This is a genomic window from Hydrogenophaga sp. OTU3427 (assembly GCF_038440225.1).
GTDB lineage: Bacteria > Pseudomonadota > Gammaproteobacteria > Burkholderiales > Burkholderiaceae_C > Hydrogenophaga.
This window is the reverse complement of record NZ_JASATI010000052.1, coordinates 1-24,519: the sequence shown is the minus strand read 5'-3', so window position 1 is coordinate 24,519 and position 24,519 is coordinate 1. Positions and strand designations below refer to the sequence as shown.

The 24,519-nt window shown below is 62.7% G+C and carries 27 protein-coding genes and 1 pseudogene; 19 read left to right on the top strand and 9 right to left on the bottom strand.

Annotated features, from left to right (window positions below; genetic code table 11):
• Window positions 1–11: 11 nt before the first annotated feature.
• The 3 genes and pseudogenes from AAHB17_RS21295 to AAHB17_RS21285 form a co-directional block, all read left to right on the top strand.
• A pseudogene (locus AAHB17_RS21295) lies at window positions 12–197 on the top strand (Asp/Glu racemase); the annotation flags it as partial.
• Between the two features lie 97 nt (window positions 198–294).
• On the top strand, window positions 295–663 hold the full coding sequence (locus tag AAHB17_RS21290; protein WP_342132941.1) for an alpha/beta fold hydrolase: 369 nt from the start codon (window positions 295–297) through the stop codon (window positions 661–663).
• A gap of 95 nt (window positions 664–758) precedes the next feature.
• A complete protein-coding gene (locus AAHB17_RS21285; protein ID WP_342132940.1) occupies window positions 759–1,145 on the top strand; it encodes a hypothetical protein in 387 nt (128 codons plus the stop codon).
• Between the two features lie 276 nt (window positions 1,146–1,421).
• On the opposite strand, the gene AAHB17_RS21280 is transcribed toward AAHB17_RS21285, so the two are convergent.
• Window positions 1,422–2,276, bottom strand: a complete 855-nt coding sequence (locus tag AAHB17_RS21280; RefSeq protein WP_342132938.1) for an AraC family transcriptional regulator — start codon at window positions 2,274–2,276, stop codon at window positions 1,422–1,424.
• A gap of 215 nt (window positions 2,277–2,491) precedes the next feature.
• On the opposite strand from AAHB17_RS21280, the gene AAHB17_RS21275 reads away from it, so the two are divergent.
• From AAHB17_RS21275 to AAHB17_RS21225, 11 genes are all read left to right on the top strand, one after another.
• Window positions 2,492–3,361: a fumarylacetoacetate hydrolase family protein gene (locus tag AAHB17_RS21275; RefSeq protein ID WP_342132937.1), complete on the top strand. Its 870-nt coding sequence runs from the start codon at window positions 2,492–2,494 to the stop codon at window positions 3,359–3,361.
• An 8-nt stretch (window positions 3,362–3,369) separates the two neighbouring features.
• A complete protein-coding gene (locus tag AAHB17_RS21270) occupies window positions 3,370–4,152 on the top strand; it encodes an alpha/beta fold hydrolase (RefSeq protein ID WP_342132936.1) in 783 nt (260 codons plus the stop codon).
• Window positions 4,153–4,203: 51 nt separating this feature from the next.
• On the top strand, window positions 4,204–5,490 hold the full coding sequence (locus tag AAHB17_RS21265) for a metal-dependent hydrolase family protein (protein WP_342132935.1): 1,287 nt from the start codon (window positions 4,204–4,206) through the stop codon (window positions 5,488–5,490).
• A gap of 32 nt (window positions 5,491–5,522) precedes the next feature.
• Window positions 5,523–6,464, top strand: coding sequence for a branched-chain amino acid ABC transporter permease (locus AAHB17_RS21260; protein WP_342132934.1), 942 nt, complete (start codon window positions 5,523–5,525; stop codon window positions 6,462–6,464).
• The gene (locus tag AAHB17_RS21255; RefSeq protein ID WP_342132933.1) at window positions 6,461–7,576 is read left to right on the top strand and encodes a branched-chain amino acid ABC transporter permease; all 1,116 of its coding nucleotides are present in this window, start codon (window positions 6,461–6,463) and stop codon (window positions 7,574–7,576) included. The genes AAHB17_RS21260 and AAHB17_RS21255 overlap by 4 nt, the downstream gene beginning before the upstream one ends.
• A gap of 18 nt (window positions 7,577–7,594) precedes the next feature.
• Window positions 7,595–8,845, top strand: a complete 1,251-nt coding sequence (locus AAHB17_RS21250) for an ABC transporter substrate-binding protein (RefSeq protein ID WP_342132932.1) — start codon at window positions 7,595–7,597, stop codon at window positions 8,843–8,845.
• A 109-nt stretch (window positions 8,846–8,954) separates the two neighbouring features.
• The gene (locus AAHB17_RS21245) at window positions 8,955–9,683 is read left to right on the top strand and encodes an ABC transporter ATP-binding protein (protein WP_342132931.1); all 729 of its coding nucleotides are present in this window, start codon (window positions 8,955–8,957) and stop codon (window positions 9,681–9,683) included.
• A complete protein-coding gene (locus AAHB17_RS21240; protein WP_342132929.1) occupies window positions 9,670–11,829 on the top strand; it encodes an ATP-binding cassette domain-containing protein in 2,160 nt (719 codons plus the stop codon). The genes AAHB17_RS21245 and AAHB17_RS21240 overlap by 14 nt, the downstream gene beginning before the upstream one ends.
• A gap of 52 nt (window positions 11,830–11,881) precedes the next feature.
• A complete protein-coding gene (locus AAHB17_RS21235; protein ID WP_342132928.1) occupies window positions 11,882–13,555 on the top strand; it encodes a flotillin family protein in 1,674 nt (557 codons plus the stop codon).
• An 11-nt stretch (window positions 13,556–13,566) separates the two neighbouring features.
• Window positions 13,567–13,803 (top strand): hypothetical protein, encoded by a 237-nt coding sequence (locus tag AAHB17_RS21230; RefSeq protein WP_342132927.1) that lies wholly within the window; start codon window positions 13,567–13,569, stop codon window positions 13,801–13,803.
• Window positions 13,800–14,501, top strand: coding sequence for a ferredoxin reductase (locus tag AAHB17_RS21225; RefSeq protein WP_342132926.1), 702 nt, complete (start codon window positions 13,800–13,802; stop codon window positions 14,499–14,501). The genes AAHB17_RS21230 and AAHB17_RS21225 overlap by 4 nt, the downstream gene beginning before the upstream one ends.
• Before the next feature lie 72 nt (window positions 14,502–14,573).
• Here the strand turns inward: AAHB17_RS21225 and AAHB17_RS21220 are convergent, their stop codons facing one another.
• Complete coding sequence (locus AAHB17_RS21220; RefSeq protein ID WP_342132924.1) at window positions 14,574–16,259, bottom strand: winged helix-turn-helix domain-containing tetratricopeptide repeat protein; 1,686 nt, start codon at window positions 16,257–16,259, stop codon at window positions 14,574–14,576.
• Between the two features lie 146 nt (window positions 16,260–16,405).
• On the opposite strand from AAHB17_RS21220, the gene AAHB17_RS21215 reads away from it, so the two are divergent.
• Window positions 16,406–16,696 carry a hypothetical protein gene (locus tag AAHB17_RS21215; protein WP_342132923.1) on the top strand — a complete coding sequence of 97 codons (291 nt, stop codon included), beginning with the start codon at window positions 16,406–16,408 and terminating at the stop codon, window positions 16,694–16,696.
• Window positions 16,697–17,000: 304 nt separating this feature from the next.
• Here AAHB17_RS21215 and AAHB17_RS21210 read toward each other — a convergent pair whose 3' ends face one another.
• Window positions 17,001–17,294 (bottom strand): helix-turn-helix domain-containing protein, encoded by a 294-nt coding sequence (locus tag AAHB17_RS21210; protein ID WP_342132921.1) that lies wholly within the window; start codon window positions 17,292–17,294, stop codon window positions 17,001–17,003.
• A 111-nt stretch (window positions 17,295–17,405) separates the two neighbouring features.
• Here AAHB17_RS21210 and AAHB17_RS21205 point away from each other — a divergent pair, with 111 nt between their 5' ends.
• Both AAHB17_RS21205 and AAHB17_RS21200 read left to right on the top strand, forming a co-directional pair.
• Window positions 17,406–17,807, top strand: a complete 402-nt coding sequence (locus AAHB17_RS21205) for a hypothetical protein (protein WP_342132920.1) — start codon at window positions 17,406–17,408, stop codon at window positions 17,805–17,807.
• Window positions 17,808–17,816: 9 nt separating this feature from the next.
• On the top strand, window positions 17,817–18,233 hold the full coding sequence (locus AAHB17_RS21200; RefSeq protein WP_342132919.1) for a hypothetical protein: 417 nt from the start codon (window positions 17,817–17,819) through the stop codon (window positions 18,231–18,233).
• Between the two features lie 525 nt (window positions 18,234–18,758).
• On the opposite strand, the gene AAHB17_RS21195 is transcribed toward AAHB17_RS21200, so the two are convergent.
• From AAHB17_RS21195 to AAHB17_RS21180, 4 genes are all read right to left on the bottom strand, one after another.
• Window positions 18,759–19,001 (bottom strand): hypothetical protein, encoded by a 243-nt coding sequence (locus tag AAHB17_RS21195; protein ID WP_342132917.1) that lies wholly within the window; start codon window positions 18,999–19,001, stop codon window positions 18,759–18,761.
• Window positions 18,998–19,456 carry a helix-turn-helix domain-containing protein gene (locus tag AAHB17_RS21190; protein WP_342132916.1) on the bottom strand — a complete coding sequence of 153 codons (459 nt, stop codon included), beginning with the start codon at window positions 19,454–19,456 and terminating at the stop codon, window positions 18,998–19,000. The genes AAHB17_RS21195 and AAHB17_RS21190 overlap by 4 nt, the downstream gene beginning before the upstream one ends.
• Before the next feature lie 122 nt (window positions 19,457–19,578).
• Entirely contained in the window at window positions 19,579–20,583 is a 1,005-nt protein-coding gene (locus AAHB17_RS21185; protein WP_342132915.1) for a hypothetical protein, read from the bottom strand.
• Window positions 20,584–20,831: 248 nt separating this feature from the next.
• Window positions 20,832–21,818: an NUDIX hydrolase gene (locus tag AAHB17_RS21180; RefSeq protein ID WP_342132914.1), complete on the bottom strand. Its 987-nt coding sequence runs from the start codon at window positions 21,816–21,818 to the stop codon at window positions 20,832–20,834.
• 11 nt (window positions 21,819–21,829) lie between these two features.
• On the opposite strand from AAHB17_RS21180, the gene AAHB17_RS21175 reads away from it, so the two are divergent.
• The gene (locus tag AAHB17_RS21175) at window positions 21,830–22,201 is read left to right on the top strand and encodes a hypothetical protein (RefSeq protein WP_342132913.1); all 372 of its coding nucleotides are present in this window, start codon (window positions 21,830–21,832) and stop codon (window positions 22,199–22,201) included.
• Between the two features lie 92 nt (window positions 22,202–22,293).
• Here the strand turns inward: AAHB17_RS21175 and AAHB17_RS21170 are convergent, their stop codons facing one another.
• Entirely contained in the window at window positions 22,294–22,926 is a 633-nt protein-coding gene (locus tag AAHB17_RS21170; protein ID WP_342132912.1) for a hypothetical protein, read from the bottom strand.
• A gap of 359 nt (window positions 22,927–23,285) precedes the next feature.
• Here AAHB17_RS21170 and AAHB17_RS21165 point away from each other — a divergent pair, with 359 nt between their 5' ends.
• Complete coding sequence (locus AAHB17_RS21165; protein WP_342132911.1) at window positions 23,286–23,618, top strand: helix-turn-helix domain-containing protein; 333 nt, start codon at window positions 23,286–23,288, stop codon at window positions 23,616–23,618.
• A gap of 115 nt (window positions 23,619–23,733) precedes the next feature.
• On the opposite strand, the gene AAHB17_RS21160 is transcribed toward AAHB17_RS21165, so the two are convergent.
• Window positions 23,734–24,444, bottom strand: coding sequence for a hypothetical protein (locus tag AAHB17_RS21160; protein ID WP_342132910.1), 711 nt, complete (start codon window positions 24,442–24,444; stop codon window positions 23,734–23,736).
• Between the last annotated feature and the right edge of the window lie 75 nt (window positions 24,445–24,519).

Sequence of the window (24,519 nt, the reverse complement as noted above, 5' to 3'; positions counted from 1 at the left end):
GAAGTGACAACTCCGGCGCCGATGTGGTGATGGCATCCGCCTGCGTGCAGTTGCCTTCGCCGCCTGCCATCCAGCGCATGGAGGACATGCTGGGCATACGCACCGTTTCGACCGCGGTGTGCACCACGCGGCTCATGCTCGATCACCTGGGGTTGGACCCCGAGGTGCCGGACGCCGGTGCGCTGCTTGCGGCATGAGTTCTCATGTGACAGCCCCATCTCGCTTTGGTTGATGCGCGGCAACTGGTGCCCGCCAGCAAGACACATCAAAACAACGAAACACCCAGGAGACCTCATGAACCGAAGAAATATCGCCGTGCAAGCCCCAGCGGCATTGGCAGGCGCAGCCCTTGCAGCATGCGGCGGCGCCAACGCCTCCGACCATCGAAAACCGACCTTTGTGTTCGTGCACGGGGGGCAAGGAGGCTGGGCATGGACGAAGGTCGTTCAACTGTTGGCGGAGAGGGGTTTCCAGAGCGTGTTGCTGGATTTGCCTGGGCACGGGATTTCGGCACAGATGCCGGCCGCCTACACGGCAAAGCCGCAGAATCTGGCCGGGTTGTCGACGGAGGTGTCGGCACATGCGGGTCTCACGCTCAACGACTACCGCGACAGCGTGCTCAAGGTGATCCGTGGCCTGGTCGCAGCGGGAAGCAGCCGGTGATCCTGGTCGGACGAAGCTCGGGTGGCGGGACGTTGAGTGCGGTCGCCGAGGCCGACCCCTCACTGATTCGCCGCCTCGTCTACTAGAGCGCGTTCGTGCAGGTCCGGTTCCCGACCATTATCCAGTACCTACAGGAGCCCAATTTCGCAGTGTCCGAAGTGCCGCCGCTGTTTGTGGCGGACCCCTCCGTGGTGGGCGCGGCTCGGATCATCCACGAATCAGCCGATCCGGCCTATGTCGCCTGGCTCAAGAGCTGCTTCTACCATGACCTGTCGGACGAAGCGTTCCTCGCCGTCTCGAACATGCTGACGCCCGACAATCCCATTGGGACACTGACCACGCCTGTTCAACTCACGGTAGGGGCCTGGGGGCGCGTGCCTCGGACCTTTATACGCTGCAGGGCTGACCGGGCGCTGCCCATCGCGGTTCAGGGCCAAATGATCGCTGACGCTGACGGCGTTCACGCCCGGGAATCGGTTTGAACAGATCACGCTGAACACCAGCCATTCGCCGTTCGTCTCCGCACCGGCGAATCTGGTTGAAGTTCTGGTGTCCCTGGCTGTTTGACTGTCGGACTGGGTTATATGTTTGCGATGTGACCCGTCAGCAAGGCGGCAGGTGCCTTGCCTTGCTGCAGCGCTTTGCTTTCATGGATAGGTCAGCGTTGCAGTGTGTTTGTACCTGCCTCGGTCTACGGCCTTTGTCAGTCGATGACGTTCGAGATATCCGAGGACGTGTTTGGCAGGCAGCCCAACTCCTTAGGAGATGCCGGTGATCGGGTGCTCATCAGGACCTGAGGCCACCCGTCGGAACTGGGAAGGGGACACGCCCATGTGCTCCTTGAAGAAACGCGAAAAATTGCCGGGAGATGAGAACCCCAGCTCCAGGGCAACGGAGGTTAAGGGCTCTTCTCTCAAAACCAGGCGTTTGACTACTTCTTCCACTCGAACCGCGCTCCAGAAAACCTGCGGTGTGGTGTTGAGTTGGTCCCTGAATAGCGAGAAAAAGTGGGCACGCGATAGCCCCACTTTGCCCGCGACATCCTCGACTGAAATCGGGTCAGCCACATGCTCCCGCATGTGGGCGATGGCCGCGCGCAAGCGGTGGTCCAGCAAAGGTGAGCGGGTGCGCAAGCCATCCTGACTGACGGGCGCCAGGGTGGCATCGATTGCGGTGTTGATCAGCTCCTCTACCTCGATCTCCAGTCTCCCTTTTTGCTCGTGGTGGGGCGAGATGATGATGTCGATGATTCGCCAGCATGCCTGTCGCAACGCAGCGTTGATCGGGACATGTGGCGACGGAAAGAAAAATGGGCGCCCGCTATTGGCGCGCCGTTCATCAAGCCAGCTCTTTGAGATGTAGAAGACGAGAAACATGGCCGGTTGCCGCTTGTCCAGCAGTCTGGCGTCGTGAGACTCGTAGGCATTGGTGCCTAGGGCAACGTCCTCACTGTAGCGAACGGTTTCACTTGCGAGGTTGGCTACCGCCCGCCCGCCGCCCAGCCAGAAGGCGAACTGTGTTTCCGCATGTGCGTGACTGACCAGGTCGTCTCGAAGTTCGAGCACCACGGCACGGCCAAAGGCGCCCTCATGCAAGGCATACGACTCAGACATGGTTGATCTCCATGGACCGGATGATGCCGCCCTTGCTGGTCAAAAAGTAGACGTTTCAAACCGCACTAGGGGTAAGCACGGATAAGCGGGCCAGACTTTGCGATAAGTCAATGGATGGAGCGATAAGCGCCGTTTGCGGCGAATTTCTACAGTCCTTCTACGCGATCTGCTTCATGTGCAGATCAACCCAGCGGTTCAAGTTGAAGGACGACGATATGCGTTACGCAAGCTATTTTTGGGGTGGTCAACGCCAGGTTGGCATTGTGTCGCCCGACGGTACCTCGGTCACGCCCCTGGCGCTGCCACGACAGCAGGCCGAACGTGGTGTCCTCGCCATTGTGGAACTGATGGCCGAGGGGGCGGCTGTACCTGGCGTGGGGGGCGCGACCCTGCCGACTTCATCGGTTCAGCTGGATGCACCGCTACCCGTGCCGCGCCGCAACGTCTGGTGTGTGGGCCGCAACTACCACGCCCATGCCAAAGAGCTGCAGACATCGGTGTTCAAGGACAACGATGCCAACCCCGAGTCTTGGCCCATCGTTTTCACCAAAGTTCCCGAGTGTGTCGTCGGGCCTTTTGATGACATCCAGGTGCCGGTGGGCATTTCGGATCAGATCGACTACGAGGCGGAATTGATGGTGATCATTGGCAAGGGAGGCAAGAACATCAGCCGCTCCGAGGCCATGGGCCATGTGTGGGGCTACACCGTGGTCAATGACGTGACGGCACGCGACGTGCAGATGCGCCACCAGCAGTGGGACATGGGCAAATCCTTCGACACCTTTTGTCCAACCGGCCCTTGGGCAGTCACAGCCGACGAGCTGGATGGCCGCAAGACCCGTGTGCGTTGCTGGGTCAATGGCGAACTGCGCCAGGACGGCCCGACCGAGAACATGATTTTCGACATCCCCACGTTGATCGAGACCATCTCGCGTGGCATCACGCTGTTTCCGGGCGACATGATCGCCACCGGCACGCCGGCCGGTGTGGGCATGGGCATGAAACCGGCCCGCTACCTGAAATCGGGCGACGTGGTCCGGGTCGAGATCGACGGCCTGGGGGCCATCGAGAACAAGTTCGTCTGAGCGTGGCCATGAGCACCCAATATATCGAAGGTGTTGCCGTCGAAGTGGACGGCGATGGCCCACCCATCGTCTGCATCCACGGTCTGGGCGGCACCAGCAACACCTGGACACCGCTGCTGCGGGCCATGCGAGGTCATACGGTGGTCCGCATCGATCTGCCCGGTAGCGCGCGCTCTGGCGCGGGCGCCGATGGCTTGAGCATCCAAGGCATGGCCGACACCGTGATCGCGGTGTGCAGGCACCTGAATATCGCTGGTGCCCGATTCGTGGGGCACTCGATGGGCAGCATCGTGTGCCAGCACGTGGCGGTTCGCCTGCCAGCCTTGGTCAAGTCCATGGCGCTGTTCGGTCCCCTGGCATGCCCGCCCGACGCGGCCAGACCCAACATCCGTGCCCGGGCACAGAAGGCGCGCAATGGCGGCACGGTGGCGATGCAGGAGATTGCCGACGCCATCGTTTCGGGTGCAACAGCGGCCTCCACCCGCGACAGCCTGCCCGTGGCGGTGGCGCTGGTGCGAGAAAGCCTCATGCGCCAGGACGCCCAGGGGTATGGCCGCTCGTGCGATGCCCTGGCCGATGCGCAATCGGCGCCGCTGGAAGACATCGCCGTGCCCGTGTTGTTGGTCACAGGCGACGAAGACGGCGTCGCGCCTCCCAGCACCGTGAGGGACATGGCGCGCCGATTGCCCAACGCCCGTGTCGAGGTGTTCAGCCGCTGCGGCCACTGGACGACCTTCGAGCGTCCGACCGAGTGCGCTCAACAGCTGGAAGATTTTTTTTGCCGCAGCTGACGGCCACGCCGCCGGACGCATCCGGCGTTGACAACGATTCGGAGACATGACATGGGTGACTTTCTCATCACCAACGCACGCATTTTTGACGGCAGTGGTGCTCAGCCCTACAGCGGCGAAGTGCTGATCCAAGGCAACCGGATTGCCCAGGTGCGACGGGGCGGACCTGGCAGCAGCAGCTATGGTGCCCAGCAGGTCATCGACGCCGCAGGGGCGTTCCTCATGCCCGGCATGACCGAGGCCCACACGCACTTTTCCTGGAACGATCAGCCCACCTTGTCCGCGATCCAGATGATGCCGCCGGAGGAACACATTCTGTGGTGCATGCGTGTGGCCAAGCGTTACCTGGACATGGGATGGACCTCGTGTGTGGGCGCCGCGACGGCCAAGGCCAGGCTGGATGTGGTGACGCGCAACGCCATTGTCAACGGCGACTACCCCGGGCCGCGTTACATCGCGGGCAGCCAGGAAATCTGCCACCTCGGTGGTCTGGGCGACCAGACGCTGCCTCACCTGCCTTTCCCCGAGTTGAGTTTTGCCCATGTGGTCAGCGGCCCCGAGGAGATGCGCGCCGCCGTGCGCATGTTCGTGAAGTACGGCGTGGACCAGATCAAATTGAACCTGTCGGGTGAATACATCACCGGCTTGTCGGCCGAGTTGACGCCTTTCTCAGAGGAAGAGATCTCGATGGCCGTTCGCGAGGCCAAACGTCTGGGCAAGCGCGTGGCTGCACACGCCCGCTCCGCAGAATCGGTCAAGCAGTGTGTTCGCCATGGCATCGAAGTGATCTACCACGCCAGCTTTGCTGACGAGGAAGCGCTGGACATGCTGGAAGCCAACAAGGACAAGCACTTTCTGGCCCCCGGTCTGGCGTGGCTGATCAACACCTGTTACAACGCCGCGCCCTATGGCATCACCACCGAAGTGGCCGAGCAGATGGGCTATATGCGAGAGTTGGAAGCCGCCATTGAAACGATGAAGAAGATCCACAAACGTGGCATCAAGATTCTGCCCGGTGGGGACTATGGCTTTGCCTGGATGCCACACGGCACCAATGCGAAAGACCTGGAGTATTTCGTCAAGTACATCGGCATGAGCCCAATGGATGCGCTGATGTCGGCCACCCGCGAGGGCGGAAAGATCATGATGCGTCCGCACGAACTGGGACAGATCAAAGAAGGATTTCTCGCTGACCTGCTGCTCGTCGATGGCGACCCGCTGGCCGACATCGCGGTGCTGCAAAAAGCCAACCGCCTGCTCGCGGTGATGAAAGACGGCGAGTTCCACAAGTCGCCGATGGTGTCCGAAGGTCGCTCCGGCAACGGTCACCACCACTGACGTCTGCTCACCCCTTCTTGAAAGCGCCGCCCATGAGCGTCCGCCCTTCTGCGGTCTCGGTCGTCCTTGTCCTGTTCGCCACAGCTGTGGTGGTAGCGGGCCTGACGCACAACACCCGCCTGTTCCTGCTGACGCTGCTCAACGGCTTGACGCTGGCAGCGCTGTATTTCCTGGTTGCCAGCGGCTTCACCCTGGTGTTTGGTTTGATGCGAAATGTGAACCTCGCCCATGGTTCTCTTTACCTGCTGGGGGCCTATGTCGGCTACAGCGTGGGCCAAGTCACGGGCTCTTGGACGCTCGCGATTTTTGCCGGCTTCTTCGCCTCGGCCTTGGCGGGTGCGCTGATGCAGGTGCTGGTGTTCCGGCGCATGGAGGGGCAGGAGTTGCGCCAGACCCTGGTGACCATTGGCCTGTCCATCGTGATGGCCGACGTCTTCATGTGGATCTGGGGCGGCGACACCTACCAGTTCGATGCACCCGAGTGGATGTCCGGACGCATGCCATTGCCCTTCGTCAACTTCTACCCGACCTTCCGCGTACTGGTGTTGCTGGCTGCGGTAGTGATCGGTGTGTTGTTGTGGCTGCTGCTCAACCGCACCCGCGTGGGCATGATGATCCGCGCTGGCGTGGACGACCGACAGATGCTCTCGGCCAGTGGTGTAAATGTGCAGCGCATTTTTGTCGTGACCTTCGCCATTGGCGCGGGCCTGGCGGGCCTGGGCGGTGTGATCGGGGGTACGGCGCTGTCCATTGCCCCGGGGGAGGACGTGCGTTACCTGCTGGCCTCGTTGGTGGTGGTGATCGTCGGTGGCATCGGCAGCATATCGGGAGCGGCCGTGGGTGCCCTGTTGATTGGTCTGGCCGAGACCTTCGGTCTGGCCTACACGCCCACTTACGGTGTGGTGTTCACCTTTGTCCTGCTGGTGGTGGCACTGGCTTTCCGTCCTGACGGTCTGATGGGAGTGAAACGATGAGCCAAACACGTCTCGCAGCTCCGGCGAAGCAGGTTATGTCGCCACGCCTTTCTCCACAAACACCGGCTGCGTCCACGGCGCTCAACCTCCGCAGCGCTCACATCAGCGATCAACAAATCGGGGCCTGGGTGCGCGGCGGGCTGTGGTTGCTCGCCTTGGGCATCTACCCCTTGGTTGCTTCGCCATTTTTTGTGTTCCAGATCGGCGCTCAGACCCTGGTGCTGGGACTGATCGCGCTGTCGCTGAGTTTTCTGGCGGGCAGTGGTGGCATGGTCAGCCTGTCGCAGATGACGGTGGCCGGTGTGGCGGCTTACACGGTGGCCATCTTCGGCAGCTCGTCGGTCACCACGATCAGCCTGGGTTGGGCGCCCTGGCTGGCGGTGGGAATGGCATTGGTGATGAGCGTGGCTTCGTCCGTGCTGATCGGCGCCTTGTCCATACGAACGGAAGGCATCCGAACCATCATGATCACTCTGGCCATTGGTGTGGCGTTCTTCTACCTCACGCAGCAGAACTACACCGCTTTTAACGGCTTTCAGGGCTTCTCCAACATCGAGGCGCCCACCTTGCTTGGCTTTGATCTGGGGCATCCGAGCGCCTTCTATTACCTATGCCTGGTGGTGTCCGCGCTGGCGGTGTTCGGTGTGCTCTACATCGACCGTTCCACCTTCGGGATCGGCTTGCAGGGGGTGCGGGACAACGCACGTCGCATGTCCTCGCTGGGTTTCAACGTCACCCAGCACCGCCTCTTGGCGCATGGTCTCGCCGGACTGATCGCGGGGGCCGGTGGTGTGCTGTTCGTTTACTACAACCACGCGGTGTCGCCGGGGTCGATCAACACCGCTGCCCTCATCAATGTGCTGGTGATCGCCGTGCTCGGTGGCCTGCGCCACCCCATCGGGGCTTTCCTGGGCGCAGCGCTGTTTGTGCTGCTGCAGAACTTCGCCATCGACTTCGTGAGCCGTGAACGCTTCAACCTCGTCATTGGCGGCGTTTTCCTCTTTGTGATTCTGGTTTCTCCCGATGGCCTGCTGGGCCTGTGGGAACGTTTGCGCGTCCTTGCTCGCCCGGACACGCAGCGCCAGCCAACGCCGGGCGGCACTTCCCGATAACACCCCTGGAGACACACCATGACCAAGACCCGCTTCCTTCGTCCGCTGCCGCTCGCGACCGCTGTCGTCTTCGCCTTTGCCGCCGTGCCCGCCGTGGCACAAGACACCGTCAAGATGGGGGCGCTCGCCACCCTCGAAGGCGCGTTCACCGTGCTGGGGCAGGACGGTATCCGTGGCGTTGAACTGGCGCTCAAGGAGCGCAACTACATGGCTGGGGGCAAGAAGATCGAGCTGGTCAAAGGCTCGTCCAACGGTTCGCCCGACTCTGCCGTGAGCGCGGCCCGCAAGCTGGTCGAGCAGGACAAGGTGCAGCTCCTGATCGGACCACTCTCGGGTTCAGAAGGCATCGCCGTCAAGGACTACGCCAAGACACAGCTGCAGACCACGTTCCTGAACGGCACGTCAGGAGCCCAAGAAGCCACGCTCTCCAGCCCGGCGCCCAACTTCTTCCGGTTTTCCACCGACGGCGCACAATGGTCGGCCGGTCTGGGCTCGCATTCCTTTGCCAAGGGCTACAAGAAGGTCGTTGTGGTGGCCGAGGACTACGCGTTCCCTTACTCGCAAGTGGCCGGATTCATGATGGAGTATTGCAAGGCCGGCGGCAAAGTGGCGGACAAACACTGGGTGCCCATCGGCACCAAGGACTACTCCTCGGTCATCGCCAAATTGCCCGCCGACATCGATGCCGTGTACGTGGCGCTCGGCGGTTCGGATGCGGTCAACTTCCTGACCCAGTACGAGCAGAACGGCGGCAACAAGCCACTGATTGGCGGCACCATCACGGTGGACCAGACGGTGCTGGGCTACAAGGGCAAACGCCGCGATTCGCTCATCGGGACCCCAGCCTCCAGTCCGATTGCCGACGGCAACGACAGTGCCGCCTGGAAGAAGTTCGTGGCCGACTACAAGGCCGCCTTCAAGGACGGTTTCCCCAGCCCATCGCTGTTCGCGCACGGCTACTACGTCAACACCAAGGCCGCTTTGGACGCCATGGACTCGGTCAAGGGCGATCTTTCGGCAAACCACACCGCGCTGCGCAATGTGCTGTCCACCATGACGCTGAAAACGCCGACGGGCGACGTGAAGCTCGATGGCAACCGCAACGCCATTGCCAACATGTACCTGACCGAGGTGGCCAAGGCGGCCGATGGTTCGCTCTACAACAAGGTGGTGAAGGTGGTTCCCAACGTCAACCAGATGTTGGGCCTGTCCAAGGCCGAGTTCGACAAGATGGGCATTGGCAGCCGCACCAACCCCGAGTGCAAGTAAACGCAGTCGCAGGAAGCAGGTGATGGCCATGTTGGGTACACAACCGGGAGGCCGCGGGGCGGCCGCCAGCACCGGATTTTTGTCGGGGCATGCGTTGGAGCTTCGGAGCGTGAGCCGTCATTTCGGCTCCCTTCGGGCCATCGACGATGTGTCTTTCTGCGTCGAAGCGGGGGCACGCTATGGCGTGCTCGGCAGCAACGGCGCCGGGAAGACCACCCTTTTCAACGCCATCACAGGCGACTTCCCGCCGACGGCGGGCCACGTGCTGCTGTTCGGCGAAGAGGTGACCCATCTGCCCGCCCACGAGAGGGTGCGCCGGGGCCTTCGGCGCACCTACCAGACCTCGCTGCTGTTTCGAGAGTTGTCGGTGCGCGACAACCTGTTCCTGGCTGTCCGCGGTGCCTCACCCGGGCGGTTCAGCCTGTTGCGGCCTCGTTCTGACGAAAGTTCGCCGCGTGCGGTTGAGGCGCTGCTGGCACACGGTCGGCTGGACCCCATTGCCGATCTACCGGTGGGCGCCCTGTCACACGGTCAACAGCGCCAACTGGAGATCGCCATGGCGCTGGCGGGTTCGCCGCGCCTGATCCTCTTCGACGAGCCCGCCGCCGGCCTGTCACCCGCAGAACGCCGTGAGCTGGTCGCTTTGCTGCGCGCATTGCCGCGCCACATCGGGTTCGTGATCATCGAGCACGATCTGGACATCGCACTGACCGTGACCGAGCAGGTGACGGTGATGCACAACGGCCGTGTGCTGGTCAGCGGAACGCCGGACGAGATCCAGGCCAACGACGACGTGCACGCCATCTACATGGGTGAGGGGCGCCATGCGCAGCACTGAACCGAACGCCGCCGTTGGCGCCAGCGCGGAGCCGATGCTGCGCATCGACAATCTGGATGTCTTCTACGGCCAGGCACATGCGTTGCAAGGCGTATCGCTGTCGCTCCCGCAAGGCGTGCTGGCGGTGGTGGGGCGCAACGGCATGGGCAAGACCACGCTGTGCAAGGCCATCACCGGATTGGTGCCGGCCAGCGGCTCGGTGCAGTTCGCCGGGCAGGAACTGCTGGGCAGCACACCGGACCAGATCACCCGACTGGGCGTAGCCTACGTGCCCCAGGGCCGGCGGGTGTGGCGTTCCCTGACGGTGGACGAAACCCTTCAACTGGCCGCGCGCACCGCGCGCCAGGGCGCCTGGACGGTGGATCGGGTGTACCAGGTGTTCCCGCGCCTGGCCGAGCGCCGCGGTAACGGTGGTGCCCAGCTCTCCGGTGGTGAGCAGCAGATGCTGGCAATCGGCCGTGCCTTGCTGTTCAACCCGCGTGTGCTGGTGATGGACGAACCCACCGAGGGACTGGCCCCGGTCATCGTCGAGCAGGTGGCGACCCTGCTCAAGGCGCTGGCCGACGAGCGCAGCATGTCGGTGTTGTTGATCGAACAGAACCTGGGCGTGGCGTTGGAGGTGGCGGACCAGGTGGCCATCATGGTCAATGGTCGCATTGCCCATTGCTTGCCGGCGCAGACGCTGGCGGCGGATCGGGCGCTGCAACAGCGTCTGCTGGGGCTGAAAGCCGGGGCAGCCACCGAGGAAGCTGCAGCGGTATTGGAGGACGGAGGCTCCGACGCCGGTCGAGCCAAGGTGCTGCGGGTGGTTCGGGCGCACGGTTCCGATCAACCGCCGCTGCCTGATTACAGTTTCGATGTGCCCGCCGAGCGGGCATTGGAGACCGCCAGAGCGCTGCCGGTTTTCGTCCCCGAAGCTGCGCAGCCACGCCAATGGACCGCGGCCGAAGGCGCAACCGCTGACCGCGCCATCTACCTGGCCGGCAGCTGGGGTGAACAACCGCGCGAACTGGCCTATGTGAAACGCTGCCTGGAGCAGCTGGGTGCCCGTGTGGTCGCTGTCGACATCGCCGGCTCGGGATTCTCTTCGGCGCAGGTCGGTGTACGGGAGCTGTTGCGATTTCACCCCAGCGCAGACCGCAAATCACCTGCCACGGCAGAGGGCGTTTCGCCTGAACTGCTGGCCGAGGCCTTCCCCGCTTACCTGGCCACGCGCCGGGATGTGGGTGGACTGCTGGTGCTCGCCCGTGGCAGCTCGGCGGCTGCGGGGTGTGCCGGGGCGCTGTGTTTGCCCATGGGACTACCGAAGATGGTGGTCTCTGACCGGCCGCTAGCCGGCACCATGTCCGATGTGCTGGTCATGGCCGCACCCATCGGCGAACTGCACCGTGTGAGCGAGACGCTGCTGGCCCACGCCGCTTCGGCCATGGTGGGCATGCTGCGCGAGTCGACCGCACTGCACCGTGGTTCCAAGCCGCTGGTCTGCATCACGTCGCTGGATCTGGTGGACGCTGCTGTTCGCAACGCCCGCCGCGCGCTGGGCGATGCCTTCGATGGTCTGGTGCTTGACATGGCCGCAGGCGGTGCCGAGACGCTGGAACGCCTGGCGCTCTCGGGCTTGGTTGCCGGCGTCATCGATCTGGCGCCGGTGGATGTGTCGCAGGCGCATGTGAGTGGCGATTTGAGCGCCGTGCAGCGTCGCTTTCAAGCCTTGCGCGCCAGCGGCGTGCCCTACCTGCTGGTGCCCTCGCTGCTGGAGGTGGCGACATTCTCCTTGGGACAACCGGTGCCGGCCAGGCTGCTGCAGCGTGAGGTCTTGTCGTCGGCGCAGGACGGCTCCATCGTGCCGGTCTCGCGTGACGAGGTCGAGCGCATGAGTGAGTGGCTGGCGGTCCAGCTCGAGGGCTTTTCCGGCCCGGTTCACCTGGCGCTGGCCCAGCCGTCGGTGGCCATGCTGGCGCGCCTGGGCGGCGGCGGTCAGTCGCTGGCCACGCAGGACCTCTTGCATAGAAGCTTGTTGCGCAGCATCAGGCCCCAACGAGCGCTGCGGCTGGTGGACTCGATCGACACCCTGCACGACATGCGTTTCGGCGAAGCCCTGGGCCACGCCATGCGCGACCTGATCCAGAACCGAGCCAGCGTGTGACACCCGCACGCACTCCCCTTTATTGAACTTAGCCAAGAACGAGGATGACATCATGACGGGCACTGACTTCGGAACATTTCTCTTGGGCTTACTTGCGCTGGCCATTGTCCTGGCGCTAATCGTGTGGCTGGTGCGCTGGCTGTATGTGCGTTCCTCCAAAGACCGTGCCTTTGTTCGAACCGGCATGGGTGGGCAAAAGGTTGTGCTCGACGGCGGCGCCTTCGTGCTGCCGGTGGTGCACGAGGCGATTCCGGTGAACATGAACACGGTCCGCCTGGAGGTTTCGCGCGGCCAGGACAAGGCGCTGATCTCCAAAGACCGCATGCGGGTGGACGTGACGGCCGAGTTCTTCGTGCGTGTCCAAGCCAGCGCGCAGGCGGTGGCCGCTGCAGCGCAGACGCTGGGCTACAAGACCATGGAAGCCGAGCAGCTCAAGCAACTGATCGAAGGCAAGTTCGTCGATGCGCTGCGCACCGTGGCCGCTGGCATGTCGATGGAAGACTTGCACGAAAAACGCGGCACCTATGTGAAAGCGGTGCGCGACACCGTAGCGGAAGACCTGTTGAAAAACGGCCTGGAGCTGGAGTCCGCGTCGCTGACCCAGCTTGATCAGACGGCGATGGAGTACTTCAACCCCAGCAACGCCTTCGACGCGGAAGGTCTGACCCGGTTGACCGCGCAGATCGAGCAGCGCAAGAAGGAGCGCAACGAGGTCGAGCAGAACACCCTGATCGCGATCCGCAGCAAGAACCTGGAGACCGAGAAGCTGGTGCTGGACATCGACCGTGACGGTGAATACGCGCGCCTGAGCCAGCAGCGCGAGGTGGAGATGGCCCGCGCGCGTCAGCGCACCGATGTGGTCAAGGAACGAGCCGAGCAGGAGCGCGATGCAGAGGCCGTGCAGATCGGGGCCAAGCAAGCCATCGACACCGCCCGCCTGCGCGCCGAGCAAACGCTGGAACAGGAGCGCATCGGCAAGGAACAGTCGCTCCAGACTGCTGAGGTGGCACGTCGCACAGCTCTGGAGCTGGCCGAACAGCGTCGGGCCATCGCGGTGGCCGAGCAGTCCAAGGCGCAATCCGAAGCACAGGCCGCATCCGACGCCGCTCGGGCGTTGGCGGTGGTGGCTGAAGAAAAGGTCTACACGGCCCGTGAGGTGGAAAGCGCCGAACGCAAGAAGGCCATCGAGCTGATCGCCGCCGCGCAAGCTGGCGAGAAGGAGGCCCTGCGACTGCGCCTGGCCGTCCAGGCCGAAAAGACCGCGGCCATCGACCGCGGTGAAGCGATCAAGACCCAGGCCATGGCCGAGGCGGACGCCGAACAGATCCGCATGGTCGCGGCGCGCGTGCGTGCCGGGCTGGAGGCCGAAGCGGCCCGCCTGATGAACGAGTCGCACAACATGCTGTCGCCCGAAGCGCGGGTGTCTTTGTTCCGCCAGAAATTGCTGGACAAGATGGAGGCCATCATCCGCGAGTCGGTGCGTCCGATGGAGCGCATCGAAGGCATCAAGATCCTGAGCGTCAATGGCTTGGGTGGTGCACAGAGCAATGGTGGTGAAGAGGGCGCCACCAGCTTGCCGGAACAGGTGGTGAATTCAGCGCTGCGCCACCGCGCGCAGGCACCGTTGATCGACAGCCTGCTGCGGGAAATCGGCATCGGTCATGGGAGCATCGAGCAGGTGACCCAGTCGCTGCTGTCATCGCCCAGCGGTGTTACTGCCGCCTGAAGGAGCAGGGCATGGCTGATCGCTTCGGCTCCCGGGTGGTGACTTTGGTGAGGGGGGAGGCGCTGCGCGAGTCGCGCAACGAGCCCTTGCAGATGCCAACATCGGTCATGTCCACGTCACCTGGTGCAAGCTGTGTGTCCTCAGAAAATCAATCATCCATCTACGGCGTGCCTGTCTCGGCCATTCAGCACTGTTGTGGACGCGGCTGCAAGCATTGCCGCATCTATTGGCATGGGAAGAAAACATGACTGAGCCGGACTGGATCGAAGTGCGCGTGGCCCGGCGGTGGAACGAGGCGCTGGACATCGTTGGCCTGGAACTGGTGCCGCTCAACGTTGAGGCACTGCCCGCGTTTGAAGCAGGCGCCTGTATTGACGTGCTCACACCCGGCGGCCACCTTCGTCCCTATTCCCTGTGCAATCCGGCCTCCGAGCGCCACCGGTATGTCATTGCGGTGCTGCGCGAGCACCATGGACGCGGCGGATCGGCCAGCCTGCATGATGATGTGAAGGCCGGTGACCGCTTGCGCATCCTGGCCCCGCGCCATGAATTCAGACTGGCCACCAGTGCGGTGCACAGCCTGTTGCTGGCGGGCGGCATCGGTGTCGCGCCCCTGCTCTGCATGGTGGATACCTTGTGGAACCTGGGGGCTGCCTTTGAGCTGCACTACAGCGCCCGCCATGCAGGGCGGGCGGCCTTTGTGACCACGATCGAGCGGCAGCCTTTTGCCCATTGCATTCACCTGAATTGGAGCGAAAACAAAGGGCGTCTCCAAATCCCCAGTCTTCTGACAAAAGCGCCCTTGCTGACCCACGTGTACGCCTGCGGACCGCAGGCGTTCATCTGCAGCGTGGTGGCTGCCTTCGTCAACAGCGGTCGGCCGATCGAGAGCTTGCACCTGGAGTGGTTCTCAACCCGGCGTGAACCACGAGCAATGAGCATCTGACGCTGAGTCGCCCCAGGGCGATTCAGCGTTTTAAGGTCGCCAGCAGGCGACCAAGCGCCGAGGAGGCAACACTCATTCAGGCAGCCCCGCCTTTATCAGTCCTTCGTAGTAACGCTCGCGCTGAGACTCGCACAGCGCGTTGGCGCACAATTTCTCGGCGCGAAACGACGTCACCGTGTACTGCGGAAGCAGGCGACGGAACGTGGCCAGAGCGTTTTGCGCCGTCGCGGTGTCGCCGGAGAGAGCCGCAGCGCTGGCGAGCCACGAATACGCGACGCTGAAGTCGGGCTTCTCCAAGGCAGAGCGCCGCGCCCATTCGACGGCCTGGGCGTCGTCGCCCGCGTAAAGATGAGCTGCAGCCATCACGACGTAGAACCCCCCTATGTTGGCATCGCGGGGGTTCAAGCGGATCGCTTCGTGCCCCGCCGCGATCGCATCCTTGGTGTGCCCGAGCGTCGCGTGCGAATAGCTGATACCGAACCAGGCGAGCGCGTCGTTGCGGTTCAACCCGATCGCGCGCTCATAGAGTGACAGCGCCTCCTCCGAGCGTCCGCGCAGCGCCAGCGCGAAAGCACGTGCGTTGATTACCCGTGGGTCGTTGGCATCAAGGTTGTACGCGCGATCGGAGGCCTCTATCGCGCGGTCCAGCCATTGCTCCCGCGTCACGCCGCGAAGAGGCAGGTAGCGGTGGCTGACGTCCCAGTTATAGCTGCGTGCCAACGCCGCCCATGCCAGGGCCGAGTTGGCGTCACGCGCAATCGCCCGCTGCGCCAGGTCACGCTGCTCGACCACGACTTGCGGGGTACGGACGAGTTGTCCTCGGGACCACGCTTGCAGCGCGAGATCGCGGGCCTCCAAATCGGCCGTCGGCAGCTGGCGCGAGCGCGACGATTCGACCTCTGCGAGCCTGATTTGCAGCGAATTGGCCACCGTTGCGGTGACACGCTGCCGCAAGCTGGCCAGGTCGTGCCGTTCGCCTTCGATGCGCTCGGCCCACAGCACGTAGCCGCGACGGGCATCGACGAGTTGGAGCAGCAGCCGCACCCCTTCGTCCGCGTGCTCGAGTTGACCTTCCAGAACATAGCGAACGCCGAGTTCGCGGCCGATCTGCCGCGCATCGACGGCTTTGCCGCGGTAGCTTTCGGCCGATCCACGCGCGATGACAACGGCGTCGGGGATGCGCGACAGGTCGACCGTGATTTCCTCGGTCACCGCGTCGGCCAGCCACCCTTGGGAATCATCGGCATCGCGGCTCGTCAGCGGGAGCACGACGATCGACAGGCGTGGCGCTTGTGAATCTGGTCCGCCCCAACGCCACGGTGCCAGGCCCACCAGAAGTGCCAGCACAGCCACCACGCCGAACATCCAGGGCCAATGGCGGGCATCTCGGGTCGCCATGACTTGCGCCGCGGGCTCTTGGGCCGGTTGCGCATCCACCAGCGTTGCGACGAACACATAGCCGCGCCGTGGCAGCGTCTTGATGACACGCTGGCCTTCATCGCCCAAGGCCTGACGTATGTCGCTGATGCAACGCGTCAGCGAGTCCTCGGTGACGACCACGTCGGGCCAGACAGCTTGGAGCAACTCGTCCTTGCCGACCGCGCGCCCGGCGGCGCTTACCAAGTAGGCCAACACCTCGAAGCTGCGCGGGCGCAAATCGACCTCGCGATCAGCGTGACGCAGTGAACGATGCGCCACATCGAGCACGAACCCGTTGAAGCGAAATAAGGCTGAGTTCACTGCAGGTACCGGCGACATCGTGTGCCCCTTTCGGCCCGCTGGCGGTCGCGTATGGCTGATTTTCGGCCTATTTCAGCGCGCTGCGGCAGCGATTCAGGACTTCTGCCGGCGCATCGCCTGTACTCGAGCCATGCCCTCGCGGGTACTTATTATGGAGCGATGCAATGATTGTCCGCCACTTCCCGATCCATGTCTGGGCCGTTCTCCTGGTCGTAACATCGTCACCGGTAGCCGCCGAGCCCGCGGCGAAAACACTGCGCCAGGAGTTCGTGGAATGCGAGCGCCAGGCGGCCAGTTCGGTGTTGAGCTTTGGCGACGCCGCCCGCTGTTCCCGCATCTATGAGCAGTTACTGCGGGACGAATTCAAACGTGACTTCGCCCGTTTCCTGGCCTGGTGGCAAGCCGAACGTGTGAACCCAGCGGCAACTGCGACGGAGCTGCCGCCGCGGCGCTGAGCGATGCGAAACCCGTGGGTATCGAGAAGTCTGCAACCTTCGTCATTGCGGCGCTGGCTGCTTGTTCAGACTTCTGAAGTTGGCAGTACTGGTCGGCGTCGTGGTTCCTATGGGTTAAAGCCTGCCCACCAGATTGATACCGCCATTGCTTGATGGCCGCCCATTTTTTGAGCAAAAGCCGCCAAGCCAGGCCCAGCGCGGGCTCCCGCCCTTTGGCGTGTAGTTATCCACAACCTTGCTCCCACTTGGTGGGGGTAATCCAGGGGCCCGGAATTGCCGCAAAGCTGCCCCAAGCGTTTGCCGGCTAAGCCCTCAGAGACTGCAGCAGCTTGCGCTTGGCGTCGCCAGACAGTCGCTGAAACTCCAGCAACAACTCGGCTTCATCGTCCTTGGCGGCATAGAAGTACGCCGCAGGCACGCCCAGCACCTTGCCCAGTGCAATAGCCAGGTCGTAATTCGGTGCCCGTTTGCCCAACTCGTAGCGGTTCATCCGCGCGCTGGCTGACATGGGATCCAGTCCGGCCTCGATACCCAATTGCTCCTGAGAGAGCCCCGCTTGCAATCGCGCTGCTTTCAAGCGCAAACCGAACACCGACATGCCTGCCCCAAGCAATAGAAAGGGCAGATCGTCAAAGTTTTAGCAAACACTTTTACTACCAATTTGGTAGCATTGACCAGTCTTCACACCACCTTGATAAGGATTCTGTCAATGCCTACCCGTTTGCCCAGGCGCGTGACCGCTGTCGCGTTGCTGATCTCGTCTTTTGTTCTTTCCAACGGCGCCGCGGCGCAGCCTGACAAGGTCGTCAAATCCGCCGACTACCGCCCGTTCACGGTTGTCTCCACCAAGCTCAAGAAGGAAATGCCCGACAGCTACATTCAAGAGCGCCTCATGTGCCGCTCGACGATGGCTGCGCTGGCCGAGAACCTGGACTTGTTGCAGAACTACGACCTGATCAGCTCCAGCGCGACAGACGGCACCATGTCGTTGACGTCGTTTCGCGGACGGCAAGGTGGTCGCGTTGTGGAAGTCATGTTTGCCGTCGACACCTCAACGCGCCAGCTGAGCTACCTCTGGATCGATGACAAGCCGGTGTTCAGGTGCTGGTAAGGAGGCGATGTGAGCATCAAATACCTCAGTCGCGCCGCCGTCATGTGTGTTGCTGGTTGCACCTTGGCAACCGCGTCGCACGCTGCCTTGGTGGCTTCGTACCTTCGGTCCCTGGACGGTGGGCGGCTCGGCCTGGAGTTCGCCCTCAGCGATCTGCCCAAGGGGCTGGCGGAGAAAGGCGTCTCCCGCTGCCAGCGTATGGGCATGCGCATGGTGTTCATCCAGGGCACCACCCACCGGATGTTTCCTCGGATGTTCGGTTACGCGGCCGGTTGTTGGTATGCGGACAACGGCCTGATCTTCATCGAGGCGACAACCCTGGACCGGCAGGAACCGTATCGGACGGATATTCCTCAATCGATGTTCAAAACGACCGACGACTTCAAGGACTGGGCGACTTACAAGCGCTACCCACCCATGAAGTGATCCGCGTGCGCGCCGTGGGGCTCGCCCAGGCCAGCCAAGAAGGTGACGGGCTGACGGGCCAGAGATCCTTGGTCAACTGTCGCGTCTGGCTTGAACCCATGGCGGTGCGAGAGGACATTGCCCGCGCAATCGCGGCGGCGAGGGGCGGGGCGTCGGCCGGGTGTTTATGAACCCAGCATCTGTGAGGGCAGCGGGAGTGGCCTTATGCCGCTGGCAAACCTTTGTTCTGGAGACCTCGCCACTCATCGATCTCAGAAAACACCCGCTTGCAACCCGTGCAGGCGTAGCGGCCGCTGGGTTTCATCTCGCCCTGGCCGTCGCGCTCGATGATGGTGCGGTAGCTGGTGGCACCGCAGTTCTGGCAGGCGTTCAGTGGGCGAGCAGGGGCTTGGCGCCCGCGGACAGGGGCGTTGGCTGGGGCCGGCTGGGCCGTCAAGTCGGAGGTCACAAAGGGCATGAAGCTGGGATATGAGACGCTGGGCGAAGTTCAACGCGGCCCAGCGGTTGGCCACGGTCCGGTGGACCTCAGTCCAGGAGGTCTTCAATGCTCAGGCCGTATTCGGCCATCAGCGTCTGGATCTCGGCGATCACCGTAGCCCGCTCGGTCACCACGTCGCGCTCGGCCTCGGCAAAGAAGGCGTTGGCCTTGGCCAGCAAGGACTGGAAACGGGCGTCGCCCAGCGGTGCCTGGGGCGCGGGCTGGGGCCCCGGTGTGCTTTTGCGCTCGCCCCACCGGGTGGATGTGTGCGTCTTGTACGCGTGGCTCATGCTTCCTGTTCTTGCAACTTCGCCTTGACCGCGCGTTTGCCCAGTTTGAGCGCGGCGGCGATTTGCTCTTGCTGGACTGCTCGGGGTTGAACCTTGCCCGATTCCCACTTGTAGACCGACAGGGCCGAGGCACCAATCAATCGCGCCATTTGTGCCTGGGTCAAGCCCAGTTCGGCGCGATGCGTTGCCAGTTGTTCAGCGCTGAACTCTGTTGACCCGCCACGGCGTTTGGTTTGGGTTTCCTGGGGTTCAGGTGAGGGAGCCGCAGCTGGGCGGCTCAAGCCCTTCTGCAATCCCTTCACCACACCGTGGAGTGCCTTGAGCTCGCGCTTGAGGGCGGCGATGTCGGAGCGGTGGGTGCTGGCGAGTTTGCGTAGCGCCGCGATCTCATCCTTGAGTTCCTTGCGGGCCACACGGGCGATTTCTTGTTTGAGGGCGTCGGCGATGTTGCTCATGGGCTGACATATTACGCCGTATGGCCCATTCGATTCTCAAGATGTGTTGAGTCGGGCGGTCCCAGCGGTTGCCAGATACCGTCAACAGCCGACGGCGAACTCATATGAGATTTGTTGGGTTGTCAGCGAACCAGTGCACGCAGGGCAGGCGAGGGTGGGCCGTAGCTGACCAGCCGAACATCCAGGTCATGGTCAGACATCAGGTCCAGGGCCTGCGCCATGGCGTCCTGGATCCACTGCGGTGCATTGCCAAAGGCGCCACCCCCCAGCGAAGTGAGAAGAACGATGTTGGATTTCCCACGCCGGGCGTTGAGCACCCCCGCCAGAAGCGTCGCCTCGTAGGCGGCATTCAAGATCAAACGCGCAAAGGCCTCCCAGTGAGGCTGGGGCACACGACCGTAGGCCACGGGCAGGGCCGAACAGAAGGCCTGGCTGACCAGCGGGCCGGGCAGGGTGGGGGCGTCGGTCACCTCGACATCGTGGTGCAGTCCGATCCGCAGAAGTCCGGACAACATACGCCTGTCCGCCGCGGACAGTTGGTTCAAGTGTTCAGATATGAGCTCCAAACCGCGTTGAGTGGCCAAGGCGTAGCCATTGCGCATTTCCCAGAAGTCGGACACCGCACACCCCAGCGAATCGCTCAGGCACTCGCCCACGTCCTGGAGGCCGTTCAACTGTCGACTTGCCGTCTGGCCTATCTGGTCACCCACAGGCGCGAAGTAGTTGCGGTAGATGGTGGCCGCGCCGGCCGCCATGGCGCAGGCAGGGCCCTGGGTGCGGTCGTGCTCGTAGCGCGTGACGCCGTCCTCTGGCGTCACGCTGGGACCCACCATCTCCAGCGCGTTGAACTGGCTGGCCACCTGGAACAGGGCGCCCGCGTATTCGGGACGCTGGTGCATCTGCCGCACATCACCCGTCACGATGCTCACGCGCAAGCGGCCTGTCGCGCCAGCTCCCTCGGTCACCTGTTGCCGCAATTCTCCCAGTGACGGCATCTCGAAGCTGCCGATGCCGTAGCCGCGCCCATTGACCTTGGAACGCAGGGTGTTTCCCTGAACTTCCAGTTGGGCTTGGGCTTCAAGGTAGGGGCCTTCGCGAAAGCCGGTGAGGCGGGTGAACCAGTCCATGGGGATCAAGAGATAAGGGTGTTTTGGCGGGGTATGAGAACAGTGTGTGAGAAGGCTGGCGTGCAGTCCAGCGAAAGAATCAGAACCCCGGCAGGGACGGATAAACGCCGCTACCACAACCCTTCGTCAAATATCGTTTACATTCCGTGCCGGACGCTTGCGTCCCCCGCTTCACCTCCCTGAGCGGGCCCACGATCATGTGGGTTCCACCCGGCCTCGTGCCGGGTTTTTTTGCTCCGGACGCGGGCTTAAACCCGCAGGGCGCGCACGATATCCAGATCGGGCGGGCTCAGATTCAGCGAGCCAAGTTGAGAAGCTGGCACCAGCGTCACGCACTGACTCTCCCAGCCCATGTCCGCGGGTGACCCGCCGACCCGCTTGGCCAGGTAGTAGCGGGTGTAGGTCTGTGTCCGCTTGACATCGACCAGATGGCGGATAAGACGCACCTGCAGACCCGACTCCTCATTGGCCTCGCACAGGGCCGTGGCCTGCAAGCTCTTGCCCTCTGATCGCCCTTTGGGGAAAGTGATCTCGTATCCACCGAACTGGTTGGTTGGGCACACCAGCCAGAGGCGCCCATCGGGCTCCTGGACGACCACGCCAGCGGCCGGGTCCAGGCCCTTGGGGGCCTTGAAAACCGGCTCATCGATCAGCGAGGCGTGTGCCAACGCCTCCCACGCATCAGGCGAAGAGGGGGCGTTTTTCCAGCGCTCCAATGGGACAGCACCCAGGGTTGCGGGCAGCCGACCTTCGGGCAGGACCGCCGCCACCTGATCGGGGAGGGCCCAGTTGCTCAGAGGTGAGGCCTTGTTGGGGCGCTTGATGGGCACCTCCTTGCCTGCATGATCTCGCCTGGGGTGCACGCGCAGGGCAGGGGGGGCCGCGGTCTTGGCCGCTGGTTGTTTCTGCAGGCGATAGAGCACCGACCAGACGTCGTGGTACAGGTGCGAGCGGGCAGGGCCTTGGCGCTTGGCCACCTCGTCCTTGAAGTTGGCGTAGTCCAGGTCCTCGACCAGGCGCGCCATGGCTTGGGCCACGGCGGCCTGGGGCGCCACGGCCCGGAACCGGTAGTCGTTGACCGGGCTTTCCTGGATGGGACCCAGCTCGGGCAGGTACTGGGCCTGGAGCGCCTCCAGGTCCAAACACACGCGGGCACGCACCGTCAGCGTCTTGTTCTTGAGGTCGGAGGGTTTGCGCACCACGCTGAAGAAGCCCACGGGGGTGATCAGCCACATGCCTGGTCGCCTTGTTGTTTGTGTTGATCGGGCGGGCCACCGGCAATACACCGCCAGGGGCCTGCGGTGAGGCCGTGCTGCCTGTCATTGCCATCCCGGCGTTCATAGAACTGCGCCTGTCCCCAAGCCGGACGAACCTGGTCCACCTGCGTGCACACCCAGCACAGATACCCCCAGGCACCGGCATGGGCGGACAAGCACATCTCGGCAAAGAAGTGCTCGTCCCGCAGCGGCCTGCCACAACCGTCGCAATCTCCCGGATCGCCCGCGTATTCGATCGATTGAGGGCGGCCACGGCTCAGGCCGGGTTCTTCTTGCTGAACAAGGTTTTGTCTTCCCATCCGGTGACTCCCTGGGACTTGAACTTCTGGACGACGCGATGATGGATCGGGCTGGCCTGGATATCCACCCTCGACAACCCGCGCGGAGGCACCGAGGCTCACCCATTCTTCAGGCCCCTTGGGCAGAGAGCCCATCAAACTTCCGAGGTCGCGTGCGATGGAATGTCCCATTCCTTGGTGCTGGTGGTCTTGGTGTCGTAGAAGTGGGCGGTCAGCTGGATGTATTTGAGAAAGTCCTTGTTCTCCGAGGCGATGCGGTTGCAGGTGCCCCAGTCCACCTCCAGGCGTTCTCGCGCGGGAATTTCAATCGCACTGTCGTCGGCCGGGTTGTCGGGGTCCAACCGGATGATGCCGATGCCATGCAGCTCGTTGAGCAGGCGCAGCTCCGTCATGGCGTCGTCCTTGATGTTCACCGCCACCAAGTAGCCGTAGTTGGCCCAGCTGGAGTTGGAGACCGCCTGGAAGTAGTACTCGCGGACCTTGCTGCGGGGGATATCCACCTTGACCTCGAAGGACCACAGCTTGGCATGCCGTGCGCCGGACTTGGCGCTGAGGTTCTTCATCTCGTAGCTCCAACCCGAGGCCAGCTCTTCCAGCCCCACCATGTCGGGGTGCAGCCACTTGTTGCCTTCCTTGCCGTGGCTGTTCGATGACTTCTTCTCGTCGATCCGCTTGGGGTAGATCTTGCGGTGGCGGGAAATCAGGAACGTCGCGAGAAGAGGGTACAGGGCATGCTCGCTCTGAACGGACGTTTCGGGCTCGGCCACGGGTGTTTCGGCGACAGTGGCATTTGCGTCATCCGACCACCAGTACCGCCTGGGTGCTTCCTCGGATCGGTGCAGCGTCGGACACTTCTGCAGCCACTGTGGACCTCCCGCGCCAATCTCGGCCGCTATTTGCTTGGCGGCCTTGCCCTGGAAGCGTGCGGGAAAGGTCAGCTGCAAGCCATCGGCGAGCTCTCGGGATTTGAACTCTTGCCCAGGGTGGGACTTGAGGAACTGCAGAACGGCGTCTCGAAGCGACAGCGATTTGGGATGGGACACGCGTGGGCCATGGATCGATGTAGATCATTTGATTCTACGAATAACGTAGAGAAAAGAACAGTGCGTTCTACGAATATCGATGAATGCCTCGGCAGTCACCTCCCTCATCGCTTTTCGGCCGGCGCCTGCGCGCCGCCCGCAATCGCGCGGGGATCCCGCAGGACAAGCTGGGGGTGATCATCGGGCTGGATGAAGGCTCCAGCAGCGCGAGGATGAGCCGCTACGAGACGGGTGTGCACGAGCCGGCATTTGCCACGGCCCTGAACCTAGCCGAGGTGCTGAAGGTGCCGGTGGCCTATTTCTATTGCGACGATGATCGACTGGCCGAGTTTTTGATCCTGTACGAAGGTCTGGATTCCGAACGCCAGAGTCGGGTGCTGGATTTCGCTGCGGAACTCAGTGCCCAAGCGGGGTGAGTCCGATCGCAACGGTTGTCGATTTCCGCTCCTTCAGTTTTCGTTGTTTTTGTCCTAGTCCTCGCTTAGATGCGGGTGGTTTGGTGGTCCGAGCCGAACTGCTTACAGTGGTGACTCAGGCCCCCTTATTTCCCACCGTGCCGGACACTGGAAAAAGCTGATTCAGGGTTTCAGCGACGATTTCGAGGGTACTTAAAGCGTTGCGACTCAACATCGAACTGCCATGCGCGAGGGTGTTGCGTCGAGACGGAAGCCCTTTCTTTAGATACTCCACGAAGTCCCAGTGCTGATCTTCAGGTTTGATTTTTGGAGGTCTCGAGCTGTCCCTCTCCAGGCTGGTCAAGTTCTGTTCAATCATCATCTGAATGGTCTCATCGGTTTCGCGTTCCTTTGCACGCAATTCGGCCGCTTGGTGCCAGCGCCGAAACCCTTCGTTGCGGACCAATTTTTGGTCGATGACGTAGCGGAGCATGCCCGCCAACATGGGGGGCGCATCTTGGTTTTTGTGATATTTAATTGGTAATGTCGAAGGCAGTCGTTCGCGCAGTCCGAACTCCAGCGCAGATAAGGCTTGTGCTTCTGAAACCATGTAGAACCGATAAACAAACCATGCGTAGAGACAGAGGTTGCGGGCGGTCTCAAAGTGAATCGCCACGGCCTCAGGTACTGAAGACGAGAGCTGAATGGCATGGATATCCTGGTGATGCATGTCGAAAGTTGGCTCTTCCAGAGCACCAAACATGGTGCTACGCAGGTCAGGCAGGAGAGCCGACTTGGGATTTCGCAGCGCATCTGCGGGATGAATTTGGTAAGTGGGAATAACCATGTTGGTCCTTTCCGAGTGTATGAGCGTACGCTCCTACGCGGGCGCCTTCAATTTTTGAGCAAACTATTGTCAGAT